We start from the raw sequence: 26,038 nt of genomic DNA on the forward strand, positions 1-26,038 counted from the left end.
TGCAGTTCAGTGCGTGCAACTCAAATCAAGATCAGTTTGAAGCCCGCCCAGGCGAGCAACAGCGAGAGGATGGAGCGAATCAGGCGCTCGGGCGTGCGGGTCACCAGGCGCGAGCCCAGCCAGATGCCCGGCAGCGAGCCAGCCAGCAATTGTGCAAGCAAAGGCCAGTCCACCGAGCCCAGCGAGGCGTGTCCGAGGCCAGCCACCAGAGTCAGGGGCACGGCATACGCAATGTCGGCACCAATGATGCGCGGCAGGGGCAGCATGGGGTAGACCAGCAGCAACACCGTGACGCCAATGGCGCCCGCGCCCACCGAGGTAAAGGTGACCAGCGTACCGATGACGGCACCCATCAGCACGGGCAGGATCCAGTGGCGAGGGCGTGTGGGGTCGCCCGTGTGGCTCTTGCGGGCTGCGGCTTCGGCCGCCTGGCGCTGGGCAGAAAACGCCACTACCTTATAGAGCGTGGCCGCTGCCGTCAGCAGCAGGGCAAAACCCAGGGTGGTGGTCATCACACGCTGCGCGGTGCTGCTGGCCGGGCCCATCATCTTGAGCGCCCACAGCGCCAGCAACGCGGCCGGAATGCTGCCTGCGCAAAGCTGGCCCACCACTTTCCAGGGCACCAGGCGCTGGCGGGCCAGGCTGACGGTGCCGCCCATCTTGGTGAAGGCAGCGAACAGCAGGTCGGTGCCCACGGCCATGTGGGGCTTGATGCCAAAGAAGAAAATCAGGATTGGCGTCATCAGCGAGCCACCGCCCACGCCGGTCAGGCCCACAATCAGCCCGACCGCAAAGCCCGCAAAAACAAACGCCAATTCATGCATGGGTGCGAATGTAGGGGAGAGGCTTATGGAAGCAAACTATTGTTTCGCTCTGCTGATATGTCAATTTGCTTATAAGCAAGTGCGGGCGCGGTTTTTTTACGCGTTTTCGGCGTTTACAGACGCTCCGTTCCCAGCGCCCTGGCCAGCTTGGCGTCCAGCGGCAGGGGTTCACCTTGCAGGCGGGCTGCCAGCAGCTCGCCACAGAGCAGCGCCAGCGTCAGCCCCCGCGCGCCCATGGCGGTGTTGACCCACAGGCCCGGAAGGTCCGTGGCGTCCACAGGGCCGACGATGGGCAGGCGATCCGGCGCGGTGCAGCGCACGGCGGCCCAGGTTTTCAGGGCAGGCGGCGCTGCTGGCCCCCCTTCGGGTTCTGACGCTGCGGTGGGGGGAGCGTGCGACCCTTGGTGGAACGCGGGCGCCAATTGCGGTGCTATTGCGGGCAGCAGTGCCTGCAACTTGCCCCAGTTGGTGGCATGGGCCGCCTGAACGTCGGCGGCGCTGGGCGGCAGGGCCTGCACATCCCGCTCAAACGTGGAGCCCATTACCCAACCCCAGCCCTGGCGGCCACCTGCATCGCCGCCGAGCGGAAAGTGGGGCACCAAGTTGCCGTTGCCGTTGGCCGGAAACGGCAGCAGCGGCGCCGCAGGGTCTGAATGGTCCCCCCACGACACCTGCCCCCGTACCGGCTGCAAAGGCCAGCGGTGGTTGAGCAGCTCCAGGCTGCCAGCGCCCGCCGCAATGACCACTGTGGGTGCCTCGGCCAGCACCTGGCCCTGGGCATCCAGCGCCTGCCAGACCGTGGTGGCCGGGTGGTCATCGGCGGCGGGGGGCTCTGCGCGTCGTAGCTGTGCCACCTGGCACCTCCCTTGCCAGCGTATGCCGGGCTGCGCCAGCAAGGCCGTGGCCAGGCGGGCAGGGCGCACCCAGCCTGCCTGGTGGTGCCAGCAGGCCGTGGCATCGGGCGGTAGCTGAGCGGCAGCCAAGGCGGCGGGGGACGCAGGCTCGCTCCAGGCGGCGCCTGGCCCTTGGTCCCAATCGGGCGACAGGCCGGGCGTGCCGTCGGTGCGATGCTCCAGCACCCCGCAATGGGCCCAGTCCATGCCCTCGCTCAGCAGCCAGCGGGCCTGCTCCAGCGTGGTGCGGATACCGCTGCGCGACAGGCGCGAGAGCACACTGTCATCCGGCGACACATGGGGCGCAAACACCCCGGCAGGCAGGGCCGAGGCGCCCGCAGCGGGCTTGGGGGCCTGGTCGAGCACCACCACCTGCCAGCCGCGCCGGGCCAGGCTGGCGGCGGCGGCGGCGCCTGAAATGCCGCCGCCGATCACGATGCAGGGGCCGGGCAGGGCGGGTTCGGGCGTGGCCACAGGCTGGCGCGTGGTGCGCGGCTCCCAGCGTGGGTTGTAGGTGGCGTGCAGGTTGTCGCGCTTGGGCGGCACGCCGGGCACGCGGATCACTTCAAAGCCACATTGCGCCAGGGCATCGCGCACGGCGCGTGCGATGGTCCACGTGGCGAGCTGTGTACCGCGCCGGCAGCAGCGCGCCACGGCTTTCAGGGTGTGCGGGTCCCAGATCTCGGGGTTGCGCTGGGGGCTGAAGCCGTCGAGGTAGACGGCATCTACCACCAGGTTTTGCTGGCGCAGCATGGCCTGGGTGTCGCCCACATACAGGGTGAGCAGCACCCGGCCGTCATCAAAACGCAGGCGGTGCACGCCCGGCAGCAGGCCCCACCACTGGCGGTGCAATGCCTCAGCCAGCGGCGCCAGCTCGGGGTGGACCGAGGTGGCTCGCAGCAGGTCGCCGGCACTCACGGGCCAGGCTTCTGTCGATACGAAGTGCAGCAGCGTGGGCCGCGCGGGGTCGGCCCGCCAGGCGGCCCAGGTCACCAGGAAGTTCAGGCCAAAGCCAAACCCGGTCTCCAGAATGCGCCATTGCGGCTGCCCCGCCCAGGCGTCGGGCAAACCACAGCCGTGCAGAAACACCCGGCGGGCCTGGGTGAGGCCGCCGTTTTCGCTGTGGTAGCGGTCGCCGAAGCGGGGGCTGTAGGGGGTGCCGTCCGGCAGCCACTCGATGGGTTCAGTCATGAGAACGGCAAAAGGCCGGCGTGGCGCCGGCCTGTTGGAAAGGGAAGGCGGTTTTTACCGCGAACCGCTCCAGGGTGCGTTGCGCTGCGTCACGCGCCAAGCGGGACATATCCCGCCGCAGCGTCAGCGCCGCTGCCAAAAAAGTGGTTTTGGTGAAACCATTTCTCGCAGTGCTTCACTACGTTACGCACTGGGCGGGACGTATCCCGCCGCGGCGTCTGCGCCGCCGCCGAAGAAATGGTTTTCCATCTGCCGGGCCAGGTACTGGCGGGCGCGCGCATCGGCCAGGTTCAGGCGGTTTTCATTGACCAGCATGGTCTGGTGCTTGAGCCAGCCGGCCCAGGCTTCTTTGCTCACGCTTTCCCAGATGCGTTTGCCCAGTTCGCCGGGGTAAGGCGGAAAGTCGAGGCCTTCGGCTTCCTTGCCGAGCTTGATGCATTGAACGGTGCGTGCCATGGGAATTCCTTGTAGCGGGGGCGAGCGAAAAAGGCTTTGCTCAGATGATTTGGATATTAAGAACTGAAATCTCAGTAGTTCCAGTTTTGAAGAGGGCCTTCCAGAATGCGTTCCATCGGTGATTTGCACCGCAACACATTCACAAAAGAGGCCCTCCCATGAACTCTCGCCGCGACTTTATCAAGTTTCCCTTCGCCGCCGCCCTGGTGGGCAGTTTGGCCCTGACGGCATTGCCGTCGTTTGCACAGTCTGTGACGCTGCTCAATGTGTCGTACGACCCGACTCGCGAGCTGTACGTGGAGTTCAACCAGGCGTTTGCCAAGCACTGGAAGGCCAAGACCGGCCAGGACGTGACCATCAAGCAAAGCCACGGCGGCTCGGGCAAGCAGGCACGCTCCATCATCGACGGGCTGGACGCCGACGTGGCCACGCTGGCCCTGGCGGGCGACACCGATGCGCTGCACACCAACGGCGGCTGGATTCCCAAGGACTGGCAAAAGCGCCTGCCACACAACAGCTCGCCCTACACCTCGACCATCGTGCTGGTGGTGCGCCAGGGCAACCCCAAGGGCATCAAGGACTGGGACGACCTGGTGCGCGCCGACGTGAAGGTGATCACGCCCAACCCCAAGACCTCGGGCGGCGCGCGCTGGAACTACCTGGCCGCGTGGGAATTCGCCAAGCGCAAGTACGGCGGCGACGCCAAGGCCAAGGACTTCGTGGCCAAGCTGTATGGCAACGTGCCTGTGCTGGACACCGGCGCGCGCGGCTCCACCATCACCTTTGCGCAGCGCAACCAGGGCGACGTGCTGATTGCGTGGGAGAACGAGGCCTACCTGCTCGAAAAAGAGTTCGGCACCAAGTTCGACGTGATCGCGCCGTCGATCTCCATCCTGGCCGAACCCGCCGTGTCGGTGGTGGACAAGAACGTGGACAAAAAGGGCACCCGTGCCGTGGCCGAGGCCTATCTGCAGTACCTCTACACCGAAGAAGGCCAGGACATTGCGGGCAAGCACTTCTACCGCCCCGCTGTCTCTGACAAAGCCAAGGCCAAGTACGCCAAGCAGTTCCCCAAGCTGAACCTGTTCACCATCAACGACGCGTTCGGTGGCTGGGACAAGGCGGCCAAAGAGCACTTTGCGGACAACGCGAGCTTTGACCAGATCTACACCAAAAAATAGGCTCACCCCGAAGCGGCCTTCAGCCGCCTCCCCTCAAGGGGCGCCACCGCTGGACCGGCGAAGCCGGATCCAGGGTGGCGCTGGTCTGACCACGCCCTCTGGAATCCTCTCTTATGTCCGCTCTTCTCATCGCTGGTAGCCCCTCCGAGCGTTCCCGCTCCGCCGCCTTGCTGGATGCCGTGGCCCAGCGCCTCTCAGTGCGTGGTGCGCTGGTGGACCGCATCCACATCCGCGACCTCTCGCCCCAGGCGCTGCTGCTGGCCGACTTTGGCCACCCCACGGTGGTGCATGCCATCGACCAGGTGGCCGATGCCAGCGTGCTGGTGGTGGCCACCCCGGTCTACAAGGCGGCCTACAGCGGCGTGCTCAAGGTGTTTCTGGACCTGCTGCCGCAAACGGCCCTCAAGGGCAAGGTCGTGCTGCCCCTGGCCACGGGCGGCAGCCCGCACCACATGCTGGCGCTCGACTACGCGCTGCGGCCCGTGCTGCAGTCGCTGGGCGCCAAAAGCATCCTGCCTGGCATTTACGCCACCGATGCCCAGGTCACCCTCACGCCCGAGGGCAGCTACCACGTGCAGGCCGACATTGCCGCCCGGCTGGACGATGCGGTGAACGTGCTGGTGACCGAAACCCTGCGCCCGTCGCCCGCCCAGGCCACCCGGTTTGCGCCGGTGCCGTTCTCGCAGGTGCGATGTAGCGTCTGACAACGGCGTGGCGCTGCGGCCCTGCCGTGGTGCCAGCGCCAGCCTTTCTCCCCCTTCGTCCTCTTTATTTTGATTTTGTTGCTGCGCCGGGTGCGCGGGCAGGGCGGTGTGCCGCCTGCTGCCAACCCAGCCCGGTCGCCCATCCCACAACTGCTTTGAATCTGGAATCCGCACCATGAACGAACTGAACCGCTTCTCCCTGCAACGCCGCCAACTGCTGGCCGCGGTTGCTGCCACTACGGCAACGGTCGCAACGCCCCAGGCCTGGTCGCAAAACGCTGGCCGCGTGCTGCGCGTGGGCCACCAAAAGGGCTGGCTCTCCATCCTCAAGGGCCGTGGCACGCTCGAAAAGCGCCTGGCCCCGCTGGGTGTGAAGGTGACCTGGACCGAGTTCAACGCGGGCCCCGTGCAGCTCGAAGCCCTCAATGTCGGCTCCATCGACTTCGGCGACGTGGGCGAAGCCCCGCCCATCTTTGCCCAGGCGGCAGGCGCCCCGCTGGTCTATGCCGGTGCCACCGTGCCGCGCCCCGCACTGGAGGCGGTCATCGTTCCCAGCGGTTCGCCCATCCGCAGCGTGGCCGACCTCAAAGGCAAGCGCGTGGCCTACAACAAGGGCTCCAACGTGCAGTACTTCCTGGTCAAGCTGCTGGAGAAGAACGGTCTGAAGTACGGCGACGTGCAATCCATCTTCCTGGCCCCGGCCGACGCGCGGGCCGCGTTTGAACGCGGCGCGATCGATGCCTGGATCATCTGGGACCCCTTCCTCGCCGCCGCGCAAAAGCAGCTCGATGCGCGTCTGCTGGTCGATGCCACGGGCGTGGTCAACAACCGCGCCTACTACTTCACCTCGCGCGACTTCGCCACCAGGAACGCCGACGTGCTGCGCATCGCCATCGAAGAGGTCGACGCCATCGACACCTGGGCGTCTAAAAACAAGGAGGCCGCGGCGGCCGAGCTGTCGGCCGTGCTGGGTCTGGACAAGTCCATCACCGACCTGTACCTGAGCCGCGCCCGCTTCGGCACCGCACCCGTCACGCGCGAGATCCTGGCCGAGCAGCAGGCGATTGCCGACACCTTCTTCGACCTCAAGCTCATCCCCAAAAAGCTCAACCTGCTGCATGCCGCGCCGGTTGATCTGCTGTGAATCGGGCCATGAAAGGACACATCGCCATGACCCACCTCGCCATCAACTCCGAGCGCCGCCGCGCACTGCAGCTGCTGGGCGTTACCGCTTTCAGCTGGGCGCTGGCCAGCCGCTATGCCCACGCGCAAAGCGCAGCCGTGCAAGGGCCTGAGCAACTGCGCATTGGTTATCAGAAGTCGGCCGTCAACCTCGTCATCCTGAAGCAGCAGGGCGTGCTGGAAAAGCGCTTTCCGGGCACGCGAATCAGCTGGCTGGAGTTCCCGGCTGGGCCGCAGCTGCTGGAGGCGCTGTCGGTTGGCAGCCTCGAATTCGGCCTGACCGGCGACTCGCCCCCCGTGTTTGCCCAGGCCGCTGGCAAAGACCTGCTCTACGTGGGCGCCGAGCCACCCAAGCCCGACAGCTCCGCGCTGCTGGTACTCAACGATTCGCCCCTGCGCAAGCTGGCCGACCTCAAGGGCCGCCGCATTGCCGTGCAAAAGGGCAGCAGCGCCCACTACCTGCTGGTGCGCGCAGTCGAAAAGGCAGGGCTGCAGTGGGCCGACATCCAGCCCGTGTACCTGGCTCCGGCCGACGCGCGCGCCGCGTTCGAGCGCAAGAGCGTGGACGCATGGGCCATCTGGGACCCCTTCTACGCTGCCACCGAGCTGGCCATCCAGCCCCGCGTGCTGGCCACGGGGCGCGACCTGGCCAGCAGCAACAACTCCTTCTACCTGGCGGCCCGCCCCTTCGTGCAGGCCCATCCCCAGGTACTGCGCGTGCTGTTTGAAGAACTCAGCCGCGCCGACCGCCTGGCGCAAGAGGCGCGCAAGGACGCGATCAAGCTCATTGCCGACTTCAGCGGCCTGGACGCTGGCGTGGTGAGCCTGTTCATCCAGCGCCGTCCGTCGTCACCCGTGGGCCTGCTCAGCACCGCCACCGTGGCTGACCAGCAGCGTGTGGCCGATGCGTTTTTCAAGCTCGGCCTGATTCCCAAGCCTGTGAACGTGGCCGACATCGTGTGGCGACCTGCGGTTGCGCAACTGGCCGCTGCCACCTCCAAGCCCTGAGTCACATCCACCGCATCCAACCCATATCTACCCCGAGGCATTCATGAAAATTTTCTGGTTCATTCCCACCCACGGCGACAGCCGCTACCTGGGCACCGCCAAAGGCGCACGCCAGCTCAACCACGACTACCTCAAGCAGGTCGCGGTGGCGGCCGACAGCCTGGGCTACGAAGGCGTGCTCATCCCCACCGGCCGCTCGTGCGAAGACCCGTGGGTGGTGGCGTCCAGCCTGCTGCCCGTCACGCGCAACCTCAAGTTTTTGGTGGCCGTGCGCCCCGGCCTGCACCAGCCCGCGCTGGCTGCGCGCATGGCGGCCACGTTCGACCGGCTTTCGGGCGGGCGCCTGCTCATCAACCTGGTCACAGGCGGCGACCAGGCCGAGCTGGAGGGCGACGGCGTGTTCCTGGACCACGCCACGCGCTACGAACAGTCGGCCGAGTTCATCCGCATCTGGCGCGAGATTCTGGCGCGCAGCCACCGGGGCGAGAGCCTGGACTTTGAAGGCCAGCACCTCTCGGTGAAAGGGGCCAAGCTGCTCTTTCCGCCGCTGCAGCAGCCCCACCCGCCCGTGTACTTTGGCGGCTCGTCGCCCGCCGCACACGACCTGGCGGCCGAGCAGGTGGAAACCTATCTGACATGGGGCGAGCCACCGGCTGAAGTCGCCAAAAAAGTGGCAGACGTGCGCGCGCGCGCCGCCAAACATGGCCGCACCGTCAACTTCGGCATCCGCCTGCACGTCATCGTGCGCGAGACCGATGAGCAGGCCTGGGCCGCAGCCGAGGAACTCATCAGCCATGTGGATGACGACACCGTGGTGCGCGCCCAGGCCGTGTTTGCGCGCATGGACTCCGAAGGCCAGCGCCGCATGGCCGCCTTGCACGCTGGTGGTGCCAAGCGCAGCCGCAAGGACCTGGAAATCAGCCCCAATCTGTGGGCGGGCGTGGGACTGGTGCGTGGTGGCGCGGGCACGGCCCTGGTGGGCGACCCGCAAACGGTGGCTGCACGCATCGAGGAATACGCCGCGCTGGGGCTCGACACCTTCGTGCTGTCGGGCTACCCGCACCTGGACGAGGCCTACCGCTTTGCCGAGCTGGTGTTCCCGCTGCTGCCCCTGCCGCTGCGCAACCAGCTGGCCAGCGGCAATCCCTTGTTTGGCAACCCGCTGGGCCCGTTTGGCGAAACCGTGGCCAATGACTTTGTGCCGCGCGCGTCGCAAAGCTGACTTGTCCCCGAACCGGAACTCTCCATGACACACACCGCAAGAGAACTGCAGGTATCCCCGGTGGCCGACACCGTGGACCTGCCCATAGAAGGGCCTTTGCTGCCCGCACCTGTGGTGCGCTTTTTCCAACAGATCGCGCAGCGCCTGCTGCCCTGGGCCGTGCCCGTGGGGCTCATCGTGCTGTGGCAGATCGCCTCGTCGCAAGGCTGGCTGTCCACCCGCGTACTGCCTGCACCGCTGGAGGTCGTCAAGGCCGCCTGGGCCCTGACCGTATCGGGCGAACTCTGGACCCATGTGCGGGTCAGCGCCGGCAGGGCCTTGACCGGGCTGGCCATTGGCGGCGGCCTGGGGTTGCTGCTGGGCCTGCTCACCGGCTCCATCAAGCTGCTCGAGACGCTGCTCGACTCCACCATCCAGATGGTGCGCAACATCCCTGCGCTGGCGCTGATCCCGTTGGTGATCCTGTGGTTCGGCATCGACGAATCGGCCAAGCTGTTTCTCATCAGCGTGTCGGTTTTCTTCCCGATCTACCTCAACACCTTCCACGGCATCCGCAATGTGGACCCGGGGCTGATCGAGATGGGGCGCACCTATGGCCTTAACCGCTGGCAGCTCTACAAGCAGATCATCCTGCCCGGGGCGCTCTCCAGCATCCTGGTGGGGCTGCGGTTCTCGCTCGGTTTGATGTGGGTGATCCTGATCGTGGCCGAGACCATCTCGGCGCAGGCGGGCATCGGCTACCTCACGATGAATGCACGCGAGTTCCTGCAGACCGACATTGTGCTCGTGGGCATCCTGCTGTATGCGCTGCTGGGCAAGCTGGCCGACGTCTTCGCCAAGGGGTTGGAGCGCTACTGGCTGAGGTGGCATCCCGGGTATCAGGCATGAGCATCCCCCTGAGCCGCTACGCGGCTTCCCCCTTCTCTCGAATCGCTATGCGATTCGAGAGAAGGGGGACGACGCCAGCGCGGCGGGGCGGCCCTTGCGCGGCGTCCCTCGCATTGGGTCGCGCCCAGTGCAGCCACCGCGCCCAATTACTCTCATTTTTATAGCTGCTGGCGCTTGATAGATAAGCGCAGGAGGCAATTTTGATCACTAATTTATCTTTACAACCCCAGGGCGTGCGCCTGGAAGTGCGCGGCGTGGACAAACGCTACGGCACGCGCGACGTGCTCAAGAAGACCGAGCTGGTCATCGAACCCGGCCAGTTCGTCGCCATTGTGGGCCGCAGCGGCTGCGGCAAGAGCACGCTGCTGCGCCTGGTGGCGGGGCTCGAATCTATCTCCGGCGGTGCTATCCGCCTGGATGGCAAGGACATCACGGGCCTGAGCAGCGACACCCGCATCATGTTTCAGGACTCGCGCCTCTTGCCCTGGAAGCGCGTGGCCGACAACGTGGCCCTGGGCCTGCCGCCCGAGCGGCGCGGCGCGGCGGCCGACGTACTGGCCCGCGTCGGCCTGGGCGACCGGCTGGGCGAATGGCCCGCGCGCCTGTCCGGCGGCCAGCGCCAGCGCGTGGCCCTGGCCCGTGCCCTGGTGCACAACCCGCGCCTCTTGCTGCTCGACGAACCGCTGGGCGCGCTGGATGCGTTGACCCGCATCGAGATGCACCGCCTCATCGAAGGCCTGTGGCGCAGCAGCGGCTTCACCGCGCTGCTGGTCACCCACGACGTGCAAGAGGCCGTGGCCCTGGCCGACCGCGTGATCCTGATCGAGGACGGCCAGATCGCGCTGGACCAGCGCATCGACCTGCCGCGTCCGCGTTCACATGGCGACGCCGCGTTTGCCGCCATCGAAAAACGCATCCTCGACCGTGTGCTGCAAAAGCCCGATGGGGAGCCTGCGCACGAGGTTTCCTGGCCCGGCGTGCCTGCGCATGGCTTGCGCTGGGCGGTCTGATTTCTCTCTCTCTCTCTCTCTCTCTTTTCGTTTGCTTGTTTTTCTTTCACTTACCTCTTTTTTCAACGGACTATTCAAGGAGAACCCCATGTCCATTCAAGCCATCAACGTCCGCAACCAGTTCAAGGGCAAGGTCCGCGAAATCATCCGCGGCGACGTCGTCTCCGAGGTCGATGTCGAGACGCCATGGGGCGTCGTCACCTCGGTCATCACCACCCGCTCGGTGGACGACCTGGGCCTCATCGTCGGTTCCGACGTGGTCGCGCTGGTCAAGTCCACGGAGGTGTCGATTGCGAAGCTGTGAGGCAACCGAGGCGCGGAAAATTTAAGTGAAATAGGGCTCCAGCGCTTTGTGGATAAGCGCTGGTAGCTATCAAATTAAGCAGCGTGCTAGCCTGTCTTGACGCTGCAATTTATGCACGAATCGAGTGGGAGGCTTGGCGGAAGGCTGAGAAGAGACCAGAGGAAAAGGCAAGACCTTGGTCCCCAATATGGCCCGAACAACTCACGCAGCTTGCTCCCTCTGGCCTTGGGCCAGATCAGCCGGGGTCCGGCCTGCGGCGTTCCGGGCCAGGGCGTCTGCACCATGCTCAAGCAGCATTTCGATCACCCGCGAGTTCTCATCACGCGGGAACCAGCATTGCATCCCATTTCCCCCCACCCACGTCTGCCCACTGCAGTAGTGCAGGGCGGTATTGTTGTAGCAATCGAGGGCATGCACATCGGCGCCCGCACTGAGAAGGTACTCCACCGCAGCTATGTCGTCCGTGAGCGCTGCGGCCATCAAGGGCGTCCCATGGCGGCCCACGCGCCCTTCCATTACCCAGATGGGCCCAGCCGTCCGAGAATTCACGTCGCAATAAAAACCTTCCACGAGGTGGCGGACCATGGCCAGCTTCTCGGGTTCATAGCTCGCGGCGGCACACGCATGGACCAACAAATCCTTGCCCGCCAAGTGCGCATTGTTCTTGGCGATTCTGTTGAAAACAGCCGGTGAAAGGCCTTCCACCGCATTGACTAGGGTGCTGGCATTGACTTGGGCACCGTGCAACAAAAGACGGTCGACGAATTCAACATTCCTGGACTGGGCAGCGAAACCAAGGGCGTCACAGCCATTCTTATCGCGAGCGGTCAGGTCCGGGTTGCGTCGCAAGACGATCTCAAGGTTGTGCGCATGGATGCCGAGCCGCTCTGCGGCTTCCTCAATGACCTCTTCATCGTCCTCTACCTCCGCGTCGGCAAGGCCTTGCACCGCCCAGCGGTAGTTCTCGCAAGCCACAAGCAACGGGGTACTGCGGTTGTGGTCAACAAAATTAATGCCCCCCTCGCTGCCCGTTATGACATCGAGTTCGGTGTCGGTGATCTTGCGGTGCGCCATTTCCCCCAGAAACTCATCCGCCTCCTCGCTCACGTCACTGTGAGCGTCTTCAGCGCACATGCCATCGTCTTGTTCGGCGAATCGCACGGTTTCCACCTCACCGGTTTCAAACAGCGTGGAAACCGCCGAGCCTTGTTCCACAAATTCTTCGATGAGGGGCCAGATATGGTGAGACATGTCGTTCTTGCCGCCCGCGAACCCGATGCGCACAAGATCGCGTCCGTCCACTTCGCATTCCATGTGCAGCAGTTCGAGCGCCCGTGCGAGACAGGTGGTCTGCATAAACTCCTGCTCATCCACGATATAGCCCGATACCGCCGGGTGCGAGGCACACCCGTTCTGCAAGCCTTTCAGCGCCGCAGCCTGGCTTCCCTCATTGATCCGTACGGTAGTCGCCGTGACAGTAGTATTCATCCCCATTGCTGATCTCCCTTGATATCGTCATTGTCAGAAGCGAAAGCGGAAACCGCCAAAGCCTGTTGGCCTTGTCATAGCCCTTTGGGCAGCTGTCACACCATGGCCAATGATAGGTAGAGCTTGCCGGATCTTGCTGGACAAGTTGTCCAGTGGGCCGTCCCTCGGCGCCAGAACCTGCACGAAGAGCAATTCGACGTTGGTCAGAAACTGATGCCTGAGGGAGCAGATCTTCCCTCGGCGGGACGGGCGTTGGGGGCCGCGAAGTGGCTTCGTCAATCTCTGTAGGAACCGGTTTGCTGAACAGGACTCTCCGCATTTCGCGCTGCTTAGAGAGCGCCGCAGATTCGAGGGAGTTCTTCGTGTTTAGCGCTTTGTAAATAAGCGCCAGTAGCTATCAAAAAATGAGTTTCCCGCCCTCGCTATCTGGCAAGAACCCTGGGGCCATTGGCCTCAAGCCAGTCCAGGCGGCCTACACTTCAGCCCATGACGACTCTCCTTTTTTGCACTTTTGCCGCCTTGGCTGCGCTGCTCCACGCAGCGGCTGTCGCGCGAGTGGCGGTAAAGAAGAATGCGCGTCGTCAGCTGACGCCAGCACATTCATAAGCCCGGCGGCACCCTCTCTCCCCATCCTCTTTCAGCGCAACCATCCACCGCCGGGCACCAGCCTCGCGCGGTAGCGGCCGTCTTGTTCCACGGGGCGACAGCCGCATTTGATGGAGCGCTTTCATGCATGAAGCTGTTGTTGTCGTTCACGGCGAGCGCACGCTCACCGACCTGGACTATTCACGCCTGAGCAAGCTGGTGGGCCACCAGCTCCCCGCTGTTCTTGACGATCTGCTTGCCAATGCAGACATCACCAACTCGCGCGCCGTGTCGGCCAACGTGGTCACCATGTATTCCCGCGTGGAACTGGTGGACGTGCACACCCGCCGGCGCCAGGTGCTCACCATTTGCTACCCGCAAGACGCAGAACCGGCTGCGGGTTTCATTTCGGTGCTGTCGCCCGTGGGCATCAGCCTGCTGGGCCTGAAGGTGGAGGATGTTGCCACGTGGCACACGCCGCATGGCGAAGAGTGCGCGGCCGTTGTCGAAGGCATTCAGTTCCAGCCTGAGGCCACGGGCGACTACGTCACGTAGTCGTCAGCCCCGCAGCAACCCGTCTGCGGCCCGCCAGGGGCCGCGCTCACCAGCATCACCGCCGCCAGCCCGGCGCCATCTCGCATTGGCGCTTCGGGATAGGTGCGCGCTGTGCAAAACAGAAGGACGTTCAACCATGACCCCTCGCTCCATCCTCGCCATCACTGATTTCTCTCTGCAGGGAGGCCATGCCATCGCGCGCGCTGCGCTGCTGTGCGCTGAGCACCGTGCAACTCTGAGGCTCGTCTATCTGGCCCCACCCGCTGAGGCACCCCCGCCGGACGCGGGCGTGCGCCTGTCGCACCATGCGCTGCAACTTCGGCAGCGCCACGGCATCCACGTTCACGCGGCAACGCGCATCGACTTCACCGCTGCGGATGTGGTGCGCGAGGCGGCGGGCGCCGACCTGGTGGTGTGGGGCACGGCGCCGTTGCGTGGCCTGCGCGCCTGGTTCACCGCGCATCCCGCCATCCAGATGCTGCGTGCCTGTCAGCGCCCTGTGATCGTGGTGCGCAATCCTGCCGACCAGCCTTACCAAACTTTGATGGTGGCGGTGGACTTCTCGCGGGTGTCGCACCGTCTGGTCGAGCTGGCTTTTGCGCTGCATCCCACCGCGCGGGTTGAGCTGTTCCATGCGATCAGCACCGCCAACGAGGGCAAGCTGCGGTATGCCGAAGTGTCTGAACGCACCATTCAGATCTACCGGGAGGAATGCCGCCGCCATGCGCAAGACCGGATGTTCACACTGACCGATTCGTACGACGCACGGCGCAACCGGCTGTCGTCTTCCATCGGGCGAGGCGATCCAGCCCGGCAGGTGGTGGTGCAGCAGCAGAACACGGCAGCGGACCTCATCGTGGTGGGCAAGCACCCGGCGTCCAGGCTCTCTGACCTGCTGTTCGAGAGCGTGGCGCAACGCGTCGTGCGCGATGCGCTCGCGGATGTGCTGGTGGTGCCGAACGACTTTCAACCGGCGTCACGTGGCTCGGCGGTACAGCGCCTGGCCACCGATCTGCCGGTGCGCCGCGTCAAGGCGGGTTCGCCGCGTTTGCCGAGTTATCCCAACCCGGCCGCGCTACCGGACTCCTTGCGCCTGTTCACGAACAGTCCTGCACCACCACATCCTTGACCACGGCCAGCGACCGGGCCAGGTCTTCAAGCGCCACCGACCCCAGCGCGATGCGCAGCGCGTGGGGCACATGGGTGGTGGTGGCAAACCCTTCGGCGGTCGACACGGACACCCCGCGTTCTGCCAGGGCGGCGGCGATGCGGTCGGCCCGCTGGTCGTCGCCCAGCGGCAGCCAGACGAAGTACGAGTGCGGGTGCCGCACCAGCCGCAGCCCCGCCAGCGCCCGGGTGGCAATGGCCTGGCGCTGCGCGGTGTCTGCGCGTTTGTCGGCCTCCAGCCGGGCCACGGTGCCGTCTTCGATCCAGCCGCAGGCGATGGCAGTGACGACCCCGGCGGTGTTCCAGGCGGTGGCACGCACGGCGCGCTCGATGGGGCCGATCAGTTCGCGCGATGTGGCCACAAAGCCAAACCGCAAGCCCGTGGCCACGTTCTTGGACAGGCTGGAGAGGTACACCGTGCGCTCGGGTGCCAGCGCCGCGATGGGGGGCGGCGCCTCGGGCGCGAGGTAGGCATAGGGTGCGTCCTCGATCACCAGCAGGTCGTGTGCGCGCGCCATGCCCACCAGGCGCTTGCGGGCGCGGGCGCCCATCACGCAGCCCAGCGGGTTGTGCAGGGTGGGCATGGTGTAGATGGCGCGCACGGGCCGGGTGTCGCACAGGCGCTGTAAGGCGTCCAGGTCGGTGCCAGCGGGGCCCATGGGTACCGGGGCCAGGTCCAGCCGCAGGCGTTCTGCCAGCACGCGAAAGCCGGGGTAAGTGAGGGCGTCTACCGCCACCACGTCGCCGGGGTTGAGCAGGCCCATGGCCGCCACGGCCATGCCGTGCTGCGCGCCGTTGACGATGAGCACCTGCTCGCCCGCCACTTGCAGCTGGCGCGTCTTCAGGTGCCCGGCCACGATGGCGCGTTCGTGCGGCCGGCCGCCGTAGGGGTGGTAGTGCAGCAGCGATTCCAGGTCGCCGGAGGCGGCCAGCTTGCGCAGGGCATCCCGCAGCAGGTCTGCCTGGCCCGGCACGCTGGGGTTGTTGAACGACAAGTCTGTGGCGCTGGGCGCGGGCGTGGTGAGGTCGGCGTCGGCACCGCGCGGGGAGGCGGGGTCGCGCACAAAGGTGCCGCGCCCGGTTTCGCCCACCACCAGGCCGATGGCCTCCAGCTCGGCATACACGCGGCTGGCCGTGGCCAGCGCCAGGCCATGCCGCTGGGCCAGCGCGCGGTGGGTGGGCAGGCGTGTGCCCGGCCGCAGCTGCCCCGCGCGGATGTCCGACGCCAGTGCGTCCACCACTTGCTTGTACCGAACCTGGCCCATGGCGTTGTGTCCCTGCGTTGAAACGTATCTATGACAATTTTTTGATTGTATTGGATGCCGTCGATAGGATGCGCTTGGCCATTTCTTGCTTCATTCACTCCTTTCCTCTACTGAACAGGACCCCACCGCCATGCGCATCGCCATCCTGACCTTCGACGGTTTCAATGAACTCGATTCCCTGATTGCCCTGGGCCTGCTCAACCGGGTGAAGAAACCGGGGTGGGAGGTGTCGCTGTGCTGCCCTACAGACCAGGTGCGTTCCATGAACGGCGTGACGGTGCAGGCCCAGTCGCTGCTGCCCTATGCGCGGTCAGCCGATGCCGTGCTGGTGGGGAGCGGCGTGAAGACGCGTGAGGTGGTGCAGGACGCCGCCCTGATGGCGGAGCTCGACTTCGATCCGGCGCGCCAGTTGCTGGGCGCTCAGTGTTCGGGGGCTTTGATCCTGGCCAAGTTGGGGCTGCTTGACGGCGTGCCGGCCTGCACCGACCTGACCACGAAACCCTGGGTGCAAGAGGCTGGTGTCACCGTGCTGAACCAGCCTTTCTTTGCCAAGGGAAACGTGGCCACGGCGGGCGGGTGCCTGTCGGCGCAGTACCTGGCCGCCTGGTTGATCGCGAGGCTGGCAGGGCCCGAGGCGGCCCGCGAGGTCATCCACTACTTTGCCCCGGTGGGCGAGAAGGAGGAATATGTCGCCCGCGCCCTCGGACATATCGAAAACCAGGGTGCCACAACGAGCTGCTGATCCGCGCGCGCACCTGCAAAAGGCATAGCTCAGGCCTGCAGCGTGCTGCAAGCCCCTCGGTGGCGCTGACGCTGGGTGGCGGCTAGAGGCGCTGGGTAGGCGCAGTCTTTACGCCACACTCAGGGCCAAGGCCGGGACGCGGCCGCGCATCCTGCCACCGCCACCGCCACCGCCATGGCCCGGCAGCGTGAATACCGCCACGGCGTTCACCAGATCCTGTGCCTGGGTGCGCATGTTGTTGGCGGCGGCGGCCATTTCTTCGACCAGCGCTGCGTTTTGCTGGGTGGCCTGGTCGATCTGGCTGACTGCTTCGCCGATCTGGGTGACGCCGGTGCTTTGTTCGCTGCTGGCGGCGGTGATCTCGCCCACGATGCCGGTGACGCTGCGGATGGCGTTGACCACTTCGGTCATGGTGGCACCGGCTTTGTCCACCTGTGCGGTGCCACGTGCCACACGCTCCACGCTGGTGGAGATCAGGAGCTTGATTTCCTTGGCCGCGTCGGCCGAACGGCCGGCCAGGCTGCGCACCTCGCTGGCCACCACGGCAAAGCCCCGGCCTTGCTCGCCGGCCCGTGCGGCTTCCACGGCCGCGTTCAGAGCCAGGATATTCGTCTGAAAGGCAATGCCGTCGATCACGCCAATGATGTCGGCGATTTTCTGGGAGCTTTCGTGGATGCCCTTCATGGTCTGCACCACCTCGGCCACCATGGCACCGCCTTCGGCCGCCACCGTGCTGGCGCTCAAGGCCAGCCGGTTGGCCTGGAGGGCATGGTCTGCGTTTTGTCGCACCGTGCTGCTCAGTTGCTCGGTGGAGGCGGCGGTTTCCTGTAGCGCGCTGGCCTGGTGTTCGGTGCGGCTGCTCAGGTCCAGATTGCCCTGGGCGATCTCGGTGCTGGCGTTGGCCACGCTGTCGGAGGTCTGGCGCACACTTGCCACCACGTTGGACAGGCTGGCCTGCATAGCCGCCAGGGCCTGCATCACGGCTGCCACCTCGTCCTTGCCGCTGGTGTCGATGGGCTGGCTCAAGTCGCCATGGGCCACCGCATCCGCCACTTGTCCGGCCCGCTGCAGCGGCCGGGTGATGCCACGCACCAGGGCCAGGCCAAAGAGTGCGGCAAACAGCACGCCCACCATGATGGCGCCGATGACGATGGCGCGGATGGTGCCAAAGCGCTGCACGGCAGCGTCGTACTCGCCCCGGGCTTCCTTTTGGGTCAGGGCCAGCAGCGCGTCCATGTCGCTGCCTATGGGGTCGTACAGGTCGTCGAACTTGCGCACCACCAACACCCGCGCCGTGGCCACGTCGGCGTCCTTCAGCGCTGCCAGCGCGGGGGCCAGCCCCTCTTTCATGATCTTCTGGCGCTGCTCGCCAATGGCCTGGATGTACTTCTGCCGCTCGGGGCTCATGGCGGTGGCCAGCAAAGCCTCCCAGGCCTGGTCGCTCTTGCCGATGTTGGCCTCTGCCTCTTCAATGGCCTTGGCCACTTTCTCCGGTGCTGGCGACAGCAGCGCGTTGGATACCAACTGCCGATTGCGGGTGGTCAGGTAGCGAAAGTCGGCCACCGCCCGCTGGGCCTGCATGCGGTTCTGGTACATCGACTCCATCGCCGCGTTGGACCTGGCGATGCCAAACAGGCCGATGGCCCCCAGCGCTACGAGCAGGGCAGAGAGCACGCCCACCAGCACCAGCAGTCTCGTGAATATCTTGAAATTTCTCATGCACGGTCCCTCTTGCCGTTTGTGTCACTGAATATTCAGAATACCGTGCGAGGCACCCCCGTTTGGCTTGAAACAGCGCCGAAAACGGTTGATTTCAGGGTAAATCGGGGTGTGTTTTTTGGACGCGTGCGATTGCCGTTTCGGCATCCCTGCGGTGCGCCTGAGGGCTGCGTTGCGCGTATTGCTTCACCGAGAACATTGGGTCCAGGCGGGGACGGCATACTCGCCGCTTTGACAGGCTGACCGCGCATGCGGTCCATCATTTGCGGAGAGGGCGGTGTTATGACGCGTTGGGCGGCGAGTGAAGTTTTGCGTTGTGTGCGATCACGCGTTGTTTCGGCGCGCGGGTTTGTGCTTTGGGGTGCGTTTTTCTCGCTGCTGGCCCCTTCCGCGAGCTTTGCGGGCTGCCTCCAACCTGCCTCCACGCATGCGTGGAAGTGGGGCCTGGGTGGCGGCGCGGCCTGGCTGCAATACACCGACGAGAAAAGCCAGAAACCCTATTTCTCCCTCCTGCGCAGCCCGGTGCGCGAATCGACGCAAATCATCTTGCACGATGCCTCTGCCGCAATCTCCAAGACGCAGGAAGTGCCTGGCTTCATTCCTTTCTCGTTTGAAGGGGGCTTTCACAAGGCAAATGGCGACCAGGTTACCGCCGTGGATGGCATCGGAGTACTCAAAAACTTTCCGGACGGCCGTGTGGGCCTAGTGACTGGCAACCTCGACCACGCCGACAACGGCGTTCAGTTGCTGCGCCGGGCGAGCTTGGCCATCCACGGGGCGTTTCGCTTTTATGTGGACGATACGTGCTACCAGATTCCGATGGGGGATGAGGCCTTGAAGGTGATGCAAGTGCTTTTCTTGCCCCACCCGCGCTTTAAGCAAGAGGCGTCCAAGCTGTTCTTGAAGTGATGACAGGACACTAGTCCTCTGCATTTTTGAATTTGCCGGGCTGCGCATCTTCTTCGCACATGAATATCCAGACGCTCCGAAAGAAATCTCGCAACGGTTCTCTGGAAGTCGAGGACCTGCTGCGCGCCGCTGTGGAGAAGCTGCCTTGCCTAGAGGCGGAGCTGAAGGCGCTCGCGCTCGCAAACGGATGGGCATCAACAGCGGCACTGTCCGGTGGCGCTACCCGCACAGTCCCATTTGCCAAGTGGGCCGAGGTGGCTGTCTGCTAGGCATCCCGGGGTTATGCGGGCCTGCGAGAGCTTGCCGAGGACAACCAGAACATTCCGTTTGTTCTTGGCTTGGTAGAGGAAGTTAAAACCGTCGAATCGACCGCGTTTGTCCTTGAACTGTGCGAGCGAGCGCTGGGGCCGACGCTTTCCAAAGACGTGGCGTTTGACGTCGTGTCCAGCGTGAACGCGTTGTTCTCGTTCAAACACGCCACACCTGTCAGTGACGAGCAGGCAGAGCGTTTTCAGCGTTTCTTGCTGGCTTTGTACCCGCAGGCGAAATCTGAGGTCCACCGGGCCAAGGTGCTGCTGGCGCTGCGTGGTGTGGGCGATCAGGATCCGGTTCAGTGCATCCAATCGGCCTCGGAGTTTGCGGAACCGTGGGCGGACACGAAGAAGGCAGCCTAGAATGCGGTGCGAAAAAGGATCAAGGCGGCAATGCTCAAAACATCTTCTTGCGCATGATGGCACTTCGCAGGCAGCTATCAACGTGGTAGCTGATAACGCCGCCCTTCAACGCGGCAAACACCCCGCAAACCCCTTCGGCCCCGCCGCATTCACATCTGGCAGCGTCAGTGCTTCCAGCCGGTCGTTTTGCCCCGGTATCTTGGTCAGCCGCTGGCCGTTCTGCCAGCGCCATTGTTTGCCATCAAAACTGTAAACGAAGGTGTGGGTGCGGTTGGAGAGCAGGTGCGCCGGGGTTAGGGTGATGGCCTGGGCGGTGGCTTCGGTGGTGGCGGTGGCCTGGGCCTCGTTGTCTTTGATGACGATCTTGCCCACGTAGGGGGTCACGGCTGATTCGGTGCGGGTGACCTCGGGCTGTACCAGGGCGGGGCTGTATCCGGTCTTGATCCATTCGCCGCTGCCCCCGGGGCGCACATGGGGCTCGCGCGCAGCAAGGGCCTGGGTGCACGCTGCTGCCAGCGCGTCAAAACCTGTCTGCGCGGGGCCGCTGGCTTCGGGCTTTTTGCACCCCAGCAGGGGCAGGGTCAGCGTAGCGGCCATTAGGAGGAGTGCAGAGCGCAGGGGCGATGGCATGGTCATCAAGGCGAGGAGGCGGTGGTGTGGAGGGCACGCGATGTGAAGGGGGAAAGCTCCCAGCCTCCTCTATCGGCGGTGGGGCATTGTGTGCCGCTGCGCAAGGTGGGGCTTGATGGAAGTCAATTCGCCAATCAATTCTGCGCGTCCTTCGGCATCAAGGCGGCTGCATCGCCCTGGTACCAGCGCGCCTGGGCGGTGGGGTCGTTCAGGGCGGCCAGCACGGCGGCGTTCAGCTCGTGGGCGCTGGCGGGCAGGGGCTGGTCGCGGTAGGCCAGGGCGGTGCCTGCCATCAGGGCTTCGGCATCGACCAGCAGGCGCAGGTTTTGCGGGATGGTGGCGGATTGTTCTGCGCAGTGTTGGGCTGACAACGAGTGCGCCTTGCGGCAGGCGGCGGGGCGCACGGGGTAGATGCTGCAGCGGTCATCCACGAGAAAGCTGCAGGCCTGGCGTGCGGGGTTGGTGGGGTTGAGCGCTGCGCTGGACACATGCCGCTGCAGGGCGTTGGTGGCATCGGCCAGCGCCGCCGGGGGCTGGGCGCGCAGGTGCTGGGCGATGTGGAAGACCTCGGGCTCAGTGGCTTCTACCCGCAGGTGGCAGCAGTGGGCGCAACCGGCCTGGCAGGCGGGCTGGGGGCCGGTGGCGCGGGCCTGCTCGGCCACGGTGTCCAGCCCCCGGTGCAGCTGCGCGATGAAGGCCACGGCGCCATCCGCACCATCTGCGCCCTGGGCCTGCCGCAGCGCCTGCGCTGCCCGCTGCCGCACGCGGGCGATGGATTGCAGGAAGGCGGAGCGCTCGTCGTCGGTCAGCATGGGCGGTTGGGGGGGAAGGTGGCTGTGCCCCGCACCTTAGCGCGTTTGCCACCACGCGGGCAGCAGGCTGCGCACCTGGGCCCGTGCAAAGCGCTCGTCCATCAGGTGCACCACGCCTTCGTCGCTGGGCGTGCGGATCACGCGGCCAGCGGCCTGCACCACCTTTTGCAGGCCGGGGTAGAGGTAGGTGTAGTCATAGCCCGCACCAAACAAGGTTTGCATGCGCTCGCGGATCTGCTCGTTGACGGGGTTGACCTGCGGCAGGCCCAGCGTGGCGACGAAGGCGCCGATCAGCCGCTGGCCCGGCAGGTCGATGCCCTCGGCAAACGCGCCGCCCAGCACGGCAAAGGCAATGCCCTGGCTGGTGGTGGTAAAGCGGGCCAGAAAATCGCGCTGCTCGCCTTCGAGCATGCGGCGCGACTGGCACCAGTGCGGTACATCGGGGTGTTGCTGCGCAAACAGTGCAGCGGCCTGCTGCAGGTAGTCATAGCTGCTGAAAAACGCCAGGTAGTTGCCGGGCCGCGCGCGAAACTGCTGCGCCATCAGCGCCGCAATGGGCGCCAGCGACGCAGCCCGGTGCGGGTAGCGCGTGGAAATGTGGCGCGCCACCTGCACTTGCAGTTGGTGCGCAGCAAAGGGCGATTCCACATCCACCCACACATGGTCCTCAGGTAGGCCCAGCAGGTCGGCGTAGTAGCGCGCGGGCTGCAGCGTGGCCGAGAACAAGGTGCTGGTGTGTGCCGCAGCAAGGCGGGGTTGCAGAAAGGGCGCGGGCACCACGTTGCGGATGCAAACCACGGAATCGCCGGGTTTGGAGGACTGCTGGTGGTGGGCGGCAGAAGCCTGGGTGATGTCCACCATCGAATGCGCATCGAGCAGGTCGGCCATGCGCTGCAGGTGCAGGGCGTCGAAGTAGAAGGTCTGCAGCGCGCCGTCTGGCTCCGTGGGGTGGTCGGTGAAGTGTTCGGTGAGCGTGGTGGTGCACTGCTGCAGCGCGGCCAGCAGCTTGTCGGGGAAGGTTTCGAGCACCGTGTATGGGGCCGGGTGCGCCTTGCCCAACGCCACCCAGGCGCGGCGCACCTTGTCCAGCGCCTTTTTCACCGGCGCATGCTGCGCGGCGGTGGGGCTGCTGCGGGCCTGGGCCAAGGCGGCGGGGTGCAGCTCGGCCGTGAACATCTTGCGGCCGCGTTCCACCAGGTTGTGCGCCTCGTCCACCAGCAGCGCCGTGCGCCACTGGTTGGCCTGGGCCAGGCCGTGCAGTAGGCCGCCCTGGTCAAAGTAGTAGTTGTAGTCGCCCACCACCACATCGGCCCAGCGGGCCAGCTCCTGGCTCAGGTAGTAGGGGCAGACATCGTGCTGCAGAGCCACGTCGCGCACACGGGCTTGTAGCAGGACAGGCGCGGGGTTGCATGCGCTGGCGGGGGCCACGGCGGCAGCGCGGGCAGCAGGCAGCCGGTCGTAAAAGCCCCGGGCCAGCGGGCAGGATTCGCCGTGGCAGGCCTTGTCTGGGTGTTCGCACGCCTTGTCGCGCGCCACCAGCTCTAGCACACGCAGGGGCAGCGCCGGTGCGCTGTCGGCCAGGCGCGCCAGCGCATCCAGCGCCATCTGCCGCCCCGAGGTTTTGGCGGCCAGAAAGAACACCTTGTCGATGCGCTGCGCAGGCGCAGCCTTGAGCAGTGGGAACAGCGTGCCCATGGTCTTGCCAATGCCCGTGGGCGCCTGGGCCAGCAGGCAGCGGCCCGCCACTGCCGCCTTGTAAACGGCCTCGGCCAGCGGGCGCTGGCCGGTGCGAAAGTCGCCAAACGGAAATGCCAAGGTGGTCAGTGCCGCGTCGCGTGCGGCACGGTGGGCCACCTGCTGTTCGGCCCAGGCAATGAAGCGCTGGCACTGGGCCTCGAAGTGCTGGCGCAAGTCGTCGGCGCTACAACGCTCGGTGAACACCGTCTCCTGCTGCGTGTCCACGTCCAGATACACCAGCGCCACGTCGATGTGTGCCAACTGCTCCTGCTCGCACAGCAGCCAGCCATACACCTTGGCCTGCGCCCAGTGCAGGTGGCGGTGCGATGCGGGCTGGCGGTCCAGCCGCCCTTTGAAGGTCTTGACCTCGTCGATGCGCTGCTGCGCGGGGTCGTAGCCATCGGCCCGGCCGCGCACGCGCAGGCTTTGGTAACTGCCGCTCAGTGCCACCTCGGCGCGGTAGCCTGCACCCCGGCGCGACGCTGCCACCGCATGGCCCGCCATGCCCTCCAGCGCGGTGGGTGCGGGCGTAAAGCGCAGGTCCAGGTCGCCTTGCTTGGCGGTGAACTCGCACAGCTCGCGCACCGCCACGGTATAGGTCATGGCGGGGTGGTCGGGGTGGTCGGGGTGTCAGTGGCGGGCGGAGCAGGCTCGCCCAAATGGGTCTGAGCCATATCTTCATCGCTGCGCAGCGGCGTGGCCTTGCACAGCGCCATCCACACAGAAAAGGGCAGGGTGCAGCGGTTGTGCCGCGCGGGGCGCAGCAGCTCAAAGCGCCCGTCCTCCACACTGCCATGTAGCACCCAGATGCCGAAGTGCTCAGGGATCTCGTCGGGCTCGGCTATGCCTGCCGGGAAGACGTAGTAGCACTCCTCGCACAACCACTGATAGGCCTGCCGCTTGGCATCGTGCCGCAGGTCCGACAGCAGGTCGGCCCGGCTCGCCTTCACCTCGTGCACCATGGGCTGCAGGTAGGCGGGCACCGAGGTATTGCGCACCGAGAACAGATCGGGCCGGGCCATGCGCCACACATTGGCGGCAGCGCGGGCAGCGGGGGCGTGGTCAGCCTCGGCCCACAGCGGTGCCATGGCGGGCTCGGTGTTGGTGGGTGCATCGGCTGTGGCCGCAGGCGGCACCACATCCCCCATCGGCACGGTGTCGATCACCGCGCGCAGTGACAGTTCGGTCCACACGATGCGCCCCGAAGCCAGCAACTGCGCCGCAAACTTCTGCCCCAGCCGGTCGTGCAGGCTCAGCGCCCGCACGCCACGCTGGCGGGCCTGTGCCAGGGTGCGGATGCCTTCGTCGGTGAGGCGCAGGGTCTCGCAACCATCGGCCGCAATGTGCAGACTGATGAGGCCCGCAGCCAGCAGGTCAATCTCCAGCCCATCCTTGCACGGCCAGCCTGCCGAGCGCCAGATCTGCATCAGGCGCGCGCGGTGAAAGCGGGTGATGGGGGTGGAGGGCGGGGAGTCCGAAGTGGGGGAGGGCAGCACCGTCATGGCGGGGTGGGTGGGCTGGCGTGACACTGATTTTAATCACAGTGTCTGGCAGGGACTGATTTTTGGACAAGGGTAGAACAGGGTTGCAGAGGAGTTGGGGGTGTGATCGGCACCGGGCGCAATATGGGTGGGCGCTAGCAGCTATAAAAATGTGAGCGTCCCCACGGTGACATTCCGAGGTTGAAGCAATGAGTCCCCAGGGGCCTGAATGAGGGCGCTCCTGCCCGCCATTGGGCTAACAACCGGAAGTTGTTGTCGTGTGGCCGTCTATGCCGCAGGAAAATTGGAAGCGGTTGCGAGAGGCTGCAGCGCAGGGTTTGCAGCCGGTCAGTTTTCTGACGCTGATAGCAGGCTACAGGGCAACAGCAATCCTTATCCCATACCCTGCCAACGTCCTCTGCTCACCGGCTCCCGGCCTGCGGTCGCGCTGTCAGCAGCGCATTGGCCAGTGCGCTCACGCTGGGCAGTTCGCTGCCTGCCGGGGTCATGCAAACGAGCAGCTTTCTCCGAGACCAAGCATCAGATAGTCCTAGGATCTGGGTGCCTGACTTGGCAAAGCGCGCAGCCGCGCTTTCGGACATCACCGCCACTCCCACGCCTTCGGCTACCAATTGCGCGACAGCGTCAAATCCGCCCAGACGCACCCGATGGCGCGGGACCCGGCCACTGCGACTGGCCTGGGCTGCCAGAAAGCGGCTGAGTCCACTCTCCCGGGCCAAACCCACAAAGGGATGCACTAGCAATTCGCCATACGCCACGGAACGGCGGCGGCCCAAAGACCAGCGCTTTGGCAAGAGTGCCACCAGACGGTCATCGACCCATGGCTGCACAAGCAGCCCAGAGGAGTCCACGTAATCGGCGACGATGCCCAGGTCGGCGGTGCCACGGCGCAATGCCTCTACGACCGCCTCGCTCGAAAGCTCTTGCACGTCCACATCAAGATCAGGGGTCTTCACCAAGAATTGGCCGATCGTGCGCGGAAGGCTCTCGGACATGGCGGCTGTGTTGCACAGCAGCCGAACGGTCCCGCGCAATCCATGACCAAAGCTCGCCATCTCTACATGCAGCGATTCGAGCTCAGCCAGCACGCGGTTGGCATGGCGCAGCAGAGCGCGTCCCGCATCGGTGGGTATTGCGCCCGACTTGGACCGCTCCAACAACCGCGAACCGGTCGCGTCTTCAAGACCCTTGAGGCGAGCGCTGGCCGCAGCCAACGACAGATTCACGGACGAAGCAGCGGCAGTGATGGTTCCATGCTCCATCACGGCGGCAAAGAGGTGAAGGTCAAACGGATCAACGCGGTAATCCGTGGTGCGGCGCTTAGGGGTACTCATGACCGCCATCCTACGGAATACGCGAAGGATCTGTTCACTGCTATCCGATGGACAGC

At 65.5% G+C, this 26,038-nt stretch carries 25 protein-coding genes; 14 read left to right on the top strand and 11 right to left on the bottom strand.

Annotated elements, in window-relative coordinates:
- Positions 1 to 20 precede the first annotated feature (20 nt).
- The 3 genes from ACT89O_RS11280 to ACT89O_RS11290 all read right to left on the bottom strand — a co-directional run bounded on the left by ACT89O_RS11280 (position 21) and on the right by ACT89O_RS11290 (position 3,364).
- Positions 21 to 824, bottom strand: a complete 804-nt coding sequence (locus ACT89O_RS11280) for a sulfite exporter TauE/SafE family protein (protein WP_487262672.1) — start codon at positions 822 to 824, stop codon at positions 21 to 23.
- Between the two features lie 113 nt (positions 825 to 937).
- Complete coding sequence (gene mnmC / locus ACT89O_RS11285; protein WP_487262673.1) at positions 938 to 2,908, bottom strand: bifunctional tRNA (5-methylaminomethyl-2-thiouridine)(34)-methyltransferase MnmC2/FAD-dependent 5-carboxymethylaminomethyl-2-thiouridine(34) oxidoreductase MnmC1; 1,971 nt, start codon at positions 2,906 to 2,908, stop codon at positions 938 to 940.
- 183 nt (positions 2,909 to 3,091) lie between these two features.
- Positions 3,092 to 3,364: an oxidative damage protection protein gene (locus ACT89O_RS11290; RefSeq protein WP_010461281.1), complete on the bottom strand. Its 273-nt coding sequence runs from the start codon at positions 3,362 to 3,364 to the stop codon at positions 3,092 to 3,094.
- A gap of 158 nt (positions 3,365 to 3,522) precedes the next feature.
- Here ACT89O_RS11290 and ACT89O_RS11295 point away from each other — a divergent pair, with 158 nt between their 5' ends.
- The 8 genes from ACT89O_RS11295 to ACT89O_RS11330 all read left to right on the top strand — a co-directional run bounded on the left by ACT89O_RS11295 (position 3,523) and on the right by ACT89O_RS11330 (position 10,863).
- Positions 3,523 to 4,545: a sulfate ABC transporter substrate-binding protein gene (locus ACT89O_RS11295; protein WP_487262674.1), complete on the top strand. Its 1,023-nt coding sequence runs from the start codon at positions 3,523 to 3,525 to the stop codon at positions 4,543 to 4,545.
- A gap of 113 nt (positions 4,546 to 4,658) precedes the next feature.
- Positions 4,659 to 5,249 (top strand): NADPH-dependent FMN reductase, encoded by a 591-nt coding sequence (gene ssuE / locus ACT89O_RS11300; RefSeq protein WP_121419843.1) that lies wholly within the window; start codon positions 4,659 to 4,661, stop codon positions 5,247 to 5,249.
- A 175-nt stretch (positions 5,250 to 5,424) separates the two neighbouring features.
- Positions 5,425 to 6,393 carry a sulfonate ABC transporter substrate-binding protein gene (locus ACT89O_RS11305; RefSeq protein ID WP_487262675.1) on the top strand — a complete coding sequence of 323 codons (969 nt, stop codon included), beginning with the start codon at positions 5,425 to 5,427 and terminating at the stop codon, positions 6,391 to 6,393.
- 26 nt (positions 6,394 to 6,419) lie between these two features.
- A complete protein-coding gene (locus ACT89O_RS11310) occupies positions 6,420 to 7,439 on the top strand; it encodes a sulfonate ABC transporter substrate-binding protein (protein ID WP_487262676.1) in 1,020 nt (339 codons plus the stop codon).
- Positions 7,440 to 7,482: 43 nt separating this feature from the next.
- A complete protein-coding gene (gene ssuD / locus ACT89O_RS11315; protein ID WP_487262677.1) occupies positions 7,483 to 8,661 on the top strand; it encodes an FMNH2-dependent alkanesulfonate monooxygenase in 1,179 nt (392 codons plus the stop codon).
- 24 nt (positions 8,662 to 8,685) lie between these two features.
- Positions 8,686 to 9,549 carry an aliphatic sulfonate ABC transporter permease SsuC gene (gene ssuC, locus ACT89O_RS11320; protein WP_487262678.1) on the top strand — a complete coding sequence of 288 codons (864 nt, stop codon included), beginning with the start codon at positions 8,686 to 8,688 and terminating at the stop codon, positions 9,547 to 9,549.
- Between the two features lie 200 nt (positions 9,550 to 9,749).
- On the top strand, positions 9,750 to 10,559 hold the full coding sequence (locus ACT89O_RS11325; RefSeq protein ID WP_487262679.1) for an ATP-binding cassette domain-containing protein: 810 nt from the start codon (positions 9,750 to 9,752) through the stop codon (positions 10,557 to 10,559).
- 88 nt (positions 10,560 to 10,647) lie between these two features.
- Positions 10,648 to 10,863, top strand: a complete 216-nt coding sequence (locus tag ACT89O_RS11330; protein WP_055393898.1) for a TOBE domain-containing protein — start codon at positions 10,648 to 10,650, stop codon at positions 10,861 to 10,863.
- Positions 10,864 to 11,064: 201 nt separating this feature from the next.
- On the opposite strand, the gene ACT89O_RS11335 is transcribed toward ACT89O_RS11330, so the two are convergent.
- Positions 11,065 to 12,351, bottom strand: coding sequence for an ankyrin repeat domain-containing protein (locus tag ACT89O_RS11335; protein WP_487262680.1), 1,287 nt, complete (start codon positions 12,349 to 12,351; stop codon positions 11,065 to 11,067).
- A 729-nt stretch (positions 12,352 to 13,080) separates the two neighbouring features.
- Here ACT89O_RS11335 and ACT89O_RS11340 point away from each other — a divergent pair.
- Positions 13,081 to 13,491, top strand: a complete 411-nt coding sequence (locus ACT89O_RS11340; protein ID WP_487262681.1) for a GreA/GreB family elongation factor — start codon at positions 13,081 to 13,083, stop codon at positions 13,489 to 13,491.
- Positions 13,492 to 13,627: 136 nt separating this feature from the next.
- Complete coding sequence (locus ACT89O_RS11345; protein WP_487262682.1) at positions 13,628 to 14,620, top strand: universal stress protein; 993 nt, start codon at positions 13,628 to 13,630, stop codon at positions 14,618 to 14,620.
- Here the strand turns inward: ACT89O_RS11345 and ACT89O_RS11350 are convergent.
- Entirely contained in the window at positions 14,589 to 15,923 is a 1,335-nt protein-coding gene (locus ACT89O_RS11350) for an aminotransferase-like domain-containing protein (RefSeq protein ID WP_487262683.1), read from the bottom strand. The genes ACT89O_RS11345 and ACT89O_RS11350 overlap by 32 nt on opposite strands.
- A gap of 130 nt (positions 15,924 to 16,053) precedes the next feature.
- Between ACT89O_RS11350 and ACT89O_RS11355 the strand changes: the two genes are divergently transcribed.
- Positions 16,054 to 16,665, top strand: coding sequence for a DJ-1/PfpI family protein (locus ACT89O_RS11355; protein ID WP_487262684.1), 612 nt, complete (start codon positions 16,054 to 16,056; stop codon positions 16,663 to 16,665).
- A gap of 108 nt (positions 16,666 to 16,773) precedes the next feature.
- Here ACT89O_RS11355 and ACT89O_RS11360 read toward each other — a convergent pair whose 3' ends face one another.
- Positions 16,774 to 18,384: a methyl-accepting chemotaxis protein gene (locus tag ACT89O_RS11360; protein WP_487262685.1), complete on the bottom strand. Its 1,611-nt coding sequence runs from the start codon at positions 18,382 to 18,384 to the stop codon at positions 16,774 to 16,776.
- 318 nt (positions 18,385 to 18,702) lie between these two features.
- Between ACT89O_RS11360 and ACT89O_RS11365 the strand changes: the two genes are divergently transcribed.
- From ACT89O_RS11365 to ACT89O_RS11375, 3 genes are all read left to right on the top strand, one after another.
- Positions 18,703 to 19,293 carry a hypothetical protein gene (locus ACT89O_RS11365; protein WP_147433746.1) on the top strand — a complete coding sequence of 197 codons (591 nt, stop codon included), beginning with the start codon at positions 18,703 to 18,705 and terminating at the stop codon, positions 19,291 to 19,293.
- 59 nt (positions 19,294 to 19,352) lie between these two features.
- On the top strand, positions 19,353 to 19,562 hold the full coding sequence (locus ACT89O_RS11370; protein ID WP_487262686.1) for a hypothetical protein: 210 nt from the start codon (positions 19,353 to 19,355) through the stop codon (positions 19,560 to 19,562).
- 69 nt (positions 19,563 to 19,631) lie between these two features.
- Positions 19,632 to 19,967, top strand: a complete 336-nt coding sequence (locus ACT89O_RS11375; protein ID WP_487262687.1) for a hypothetical protein — start codon at positions 19,632 to 19,634, stop codon at positions 19,965 to 19,967.
- Positions 19,968 to 20,072: 105 nt separating this feature from the next.
- On the opposite strand, the gene ACT89O_RS11380 is transcribed toward ACT89O_RS11375, so the two are convergent.
- From ACT89O_RS11380 to ACT89O_RS11400, 5 genes are all read right to left on the bottom strand, one after another.
- Entirely contained in the window at positions 20,073 to 20,597 is a 525-nt protein-coding gene (locus ACT89O_RS11380; protein ID WP_487262688.1) for a hypothetical protein, read from the bottom strand.
- A 134-nt stretch (positions 20,598 to 20,731) separates the two neighbouring features.
- Positions 20,732 to 21,409: a YkgJ family cysteine cluster protein gene (locus tag ACT89O_RS11385; RefSeq protein WP_487262689.1), complete on the bottom strand. Its 678-nt coding sequence runs from the start codon at positions 21,407 to 21,409 to the stop codon at positions 20,732 to 20,734.
- Positions 21,410 to 21,445: 36 nt separating this feature from the next.
- Positions 21,446 to 23,749: an ATP-dependent DNA helicase gene (locus ACT89O_RS11390; RefSeq protein WP_487262690.1), complete on the bottom strand. Its 2,304-nt coding sequence runs from the start codon at positions 23,747 to 23,749 to the stop codon at positions 21,446 to 21,448.
- Positions 23,746 to 24,648, bottom strand: a complete 903-nt coding sequence (locus ACT89O_RS11395; RefSeq protein WP_487262691.1) for a hypothetical protein — start codon at positions 24,646 to 24,648, stop codon at positions 23,746 to 23,748. The genes ACT89O_RS11390 and ACT89O_RS11395 overlap by 4 nt, the downstream gene beginning before the upstream one ends.
- Before the next feature lie 401 nt (positions 24,649 to 25,049).
- Positions 25,050 to 25,982 carry a LysR family transcriptional regulator gene (locus tag ACT89O_RS11400; RefSeq protein ID WP_436130076.1) on the bottom strand — a complete coding sequence of 311 codons (933 nt, stop codon included), beginning with the start codon at positions 25,980 to 25,982 and terminating at the stop codon, positions 25,050 to 25,052.
- Positions 25,983 to 26,038 lie beyond the last annotated feature (56 nt).

The sequence above is a fragment of the Acidovorax sp. NN32 genome, from assembly GCF_057597245.1.

Excerpts from the sequence above, each read along its gene's own strand:
- ACT89O_RS11280 (WP_487262672.1), bottom strand. The coding sequence starts at position 824 with ATGCATGAATTGGCGTTTGTTTTTGCGGGCTTTGCGGTCGGGCTGATT.
- mnmC (WP_487262673.1), bottom strand. The coding sequence starts at position 2,908 with ATGACTGAACCCATCGAGTGGCTGCCGGACGGCACCCCCTACAGCCCC.
- ACT89O_RS11290 (WP_010461281.1), bottom strand. The coding sequence starts at position 3,364 with ATGGCACGCACCGTTCAATGCATCAAGCTCGGCAAGGAAGCCGAAGGC.
- ACT89O_RS11295 (WP_487262674.1), top strand. The coding sequence starts at position 3,523 with ATGAACTCTCGCCGCGACTTTATCAAGTTTCCCTTCGCCGCCGCCCTG.
- ssuE (WP_121419843.1), top strand. The coding sequence starts at position 4,659 with ATGTCCGCTCTTCTCATCGCTGGTAGCCCCTCCGAGCGTTCCCGCTCC.
- ACT89O_RS11305 (WP_487262675.1), top strand. The coding sequence starts at position 5,425 with ATGAACGAACTGAACCGCTTCTCCCTGCAACGCCGCCAACTGCTGGCC.
- ACT89O_RS11310 (WP_487262676.1), top strand. The coding sequence starts at position 6,420 with ATGACCCACCTCGCCATCAACTCCGAGCGCCGCCGCGCACTGCAGCTG.
- ssuD (WP_487262677.1), top strand. The coding sequence starts at position 7,483 with ATGAAAATTTTCTGGTTCATTCCCACCCACGGCGACAGCCGCTACCTG.
- ssuC (WP_487262678.1), top strand. The coding sequence starts at position 8,686 with ATGACACACACCGCAAGAGAACTGCAGGTATCCCCGGTGGCCGACACC.
- ACT89O_RS11330 (WP_055393898.1), top strand. The coding sequence starts at position 10,648 with ATGTCCATTCAAGCCATCAACGTCCGCAACCAGTTCAAGGGCAAGGTC.
- ACT89O_RS11335 (WP_487262680.1), bottom strand. The coding sequence starts at position 12,351 with ATGAATACTACTGTCACGGCGACTACCGTACGGATCAATGAGGGAAGC.
- ACT89O_RS11340 (WP_487262681.1), top strand. The coding sequence starts at position 13,081 with ATGCATGAAGCTGTTGTTGTCGTTCACGGCGAGCGCACGCTCACCGAC.
- ACT89O_RS11345 (WP_487262682.1), top strand. The coding sequence starts at position 13,628 with ATGACCCCTCGCTCCATCCTCGCCATCACTGATTTCTCTCTGCAGGGA.
- ACT89O_RS11350 (WP_487262683.1), bottom strand. The coding sequence starts at position 15,923 with ATGGGCCAGGTTCGGTACAAGCAAGTGGTGGACGCACTGGCGTCGGAC.
- ACT89O_RS11355 (WP_487262684.1), top strand. The coding sequence starts at position 16,054 with ATGCGCATCGCCATCCTGACCTTCGACGGTTTCAATGAACTCGATTCC.
- ACT89O_RS11360 (WP_487262685.1), bottom strand. The coding sequence starts at position 18,384 with ATGAGAAATTTCAAGATATTCACGAGACTGCTGGTGCTGGTGGGCGTG.
- ACT89O_RS11370 (WP_487262686.1), top strand. The coding sequence starts at position 19,353 with ATGAATATCCAGACGCTCCGAAAGAAATCTCGCAACGGTTCTCTGGAA.
- ACT89O_RS11380 (WP_487262688.1), bottom strand. The coding sequence starts at position 20,597 with ATGCCATCGCCCCTGCGCTCTGCACTCCTCCTAATGGCCGCTACGCTG.
- ACT89O_RS11385 (WP_487262689.1), bottom strand. The coding sequence starts at position 21,409 with ATGCTGACCGACGACGAGCGCTCCGCCTTCCTGCAATCCATCGCCCGC.
- ACT89O_RS11390 (WP_487262690.1), bottom strand. The coding sequence starts at position 23,749 with ATGACCTATACCGTGGCGGTGCGCGAGCTGTGCGAGTTCACCGCCAAG.
- ACT89O_RS11395 (WP_487262691.1), bottom strand. The coding sequence starts at position 24,648 with ATGACGGTGCTGCCCTCCCCCACTTCGGACTCCCCGCCCTCCACCCCC.
- ACT89O_RS11400 (WP_436130076.1), bottom strand. The coding sequence starts at position 25,982 with ATGAGTACCCCTAAGCGCCGCACCACGGATTACCGCGTTGATCCGTTT.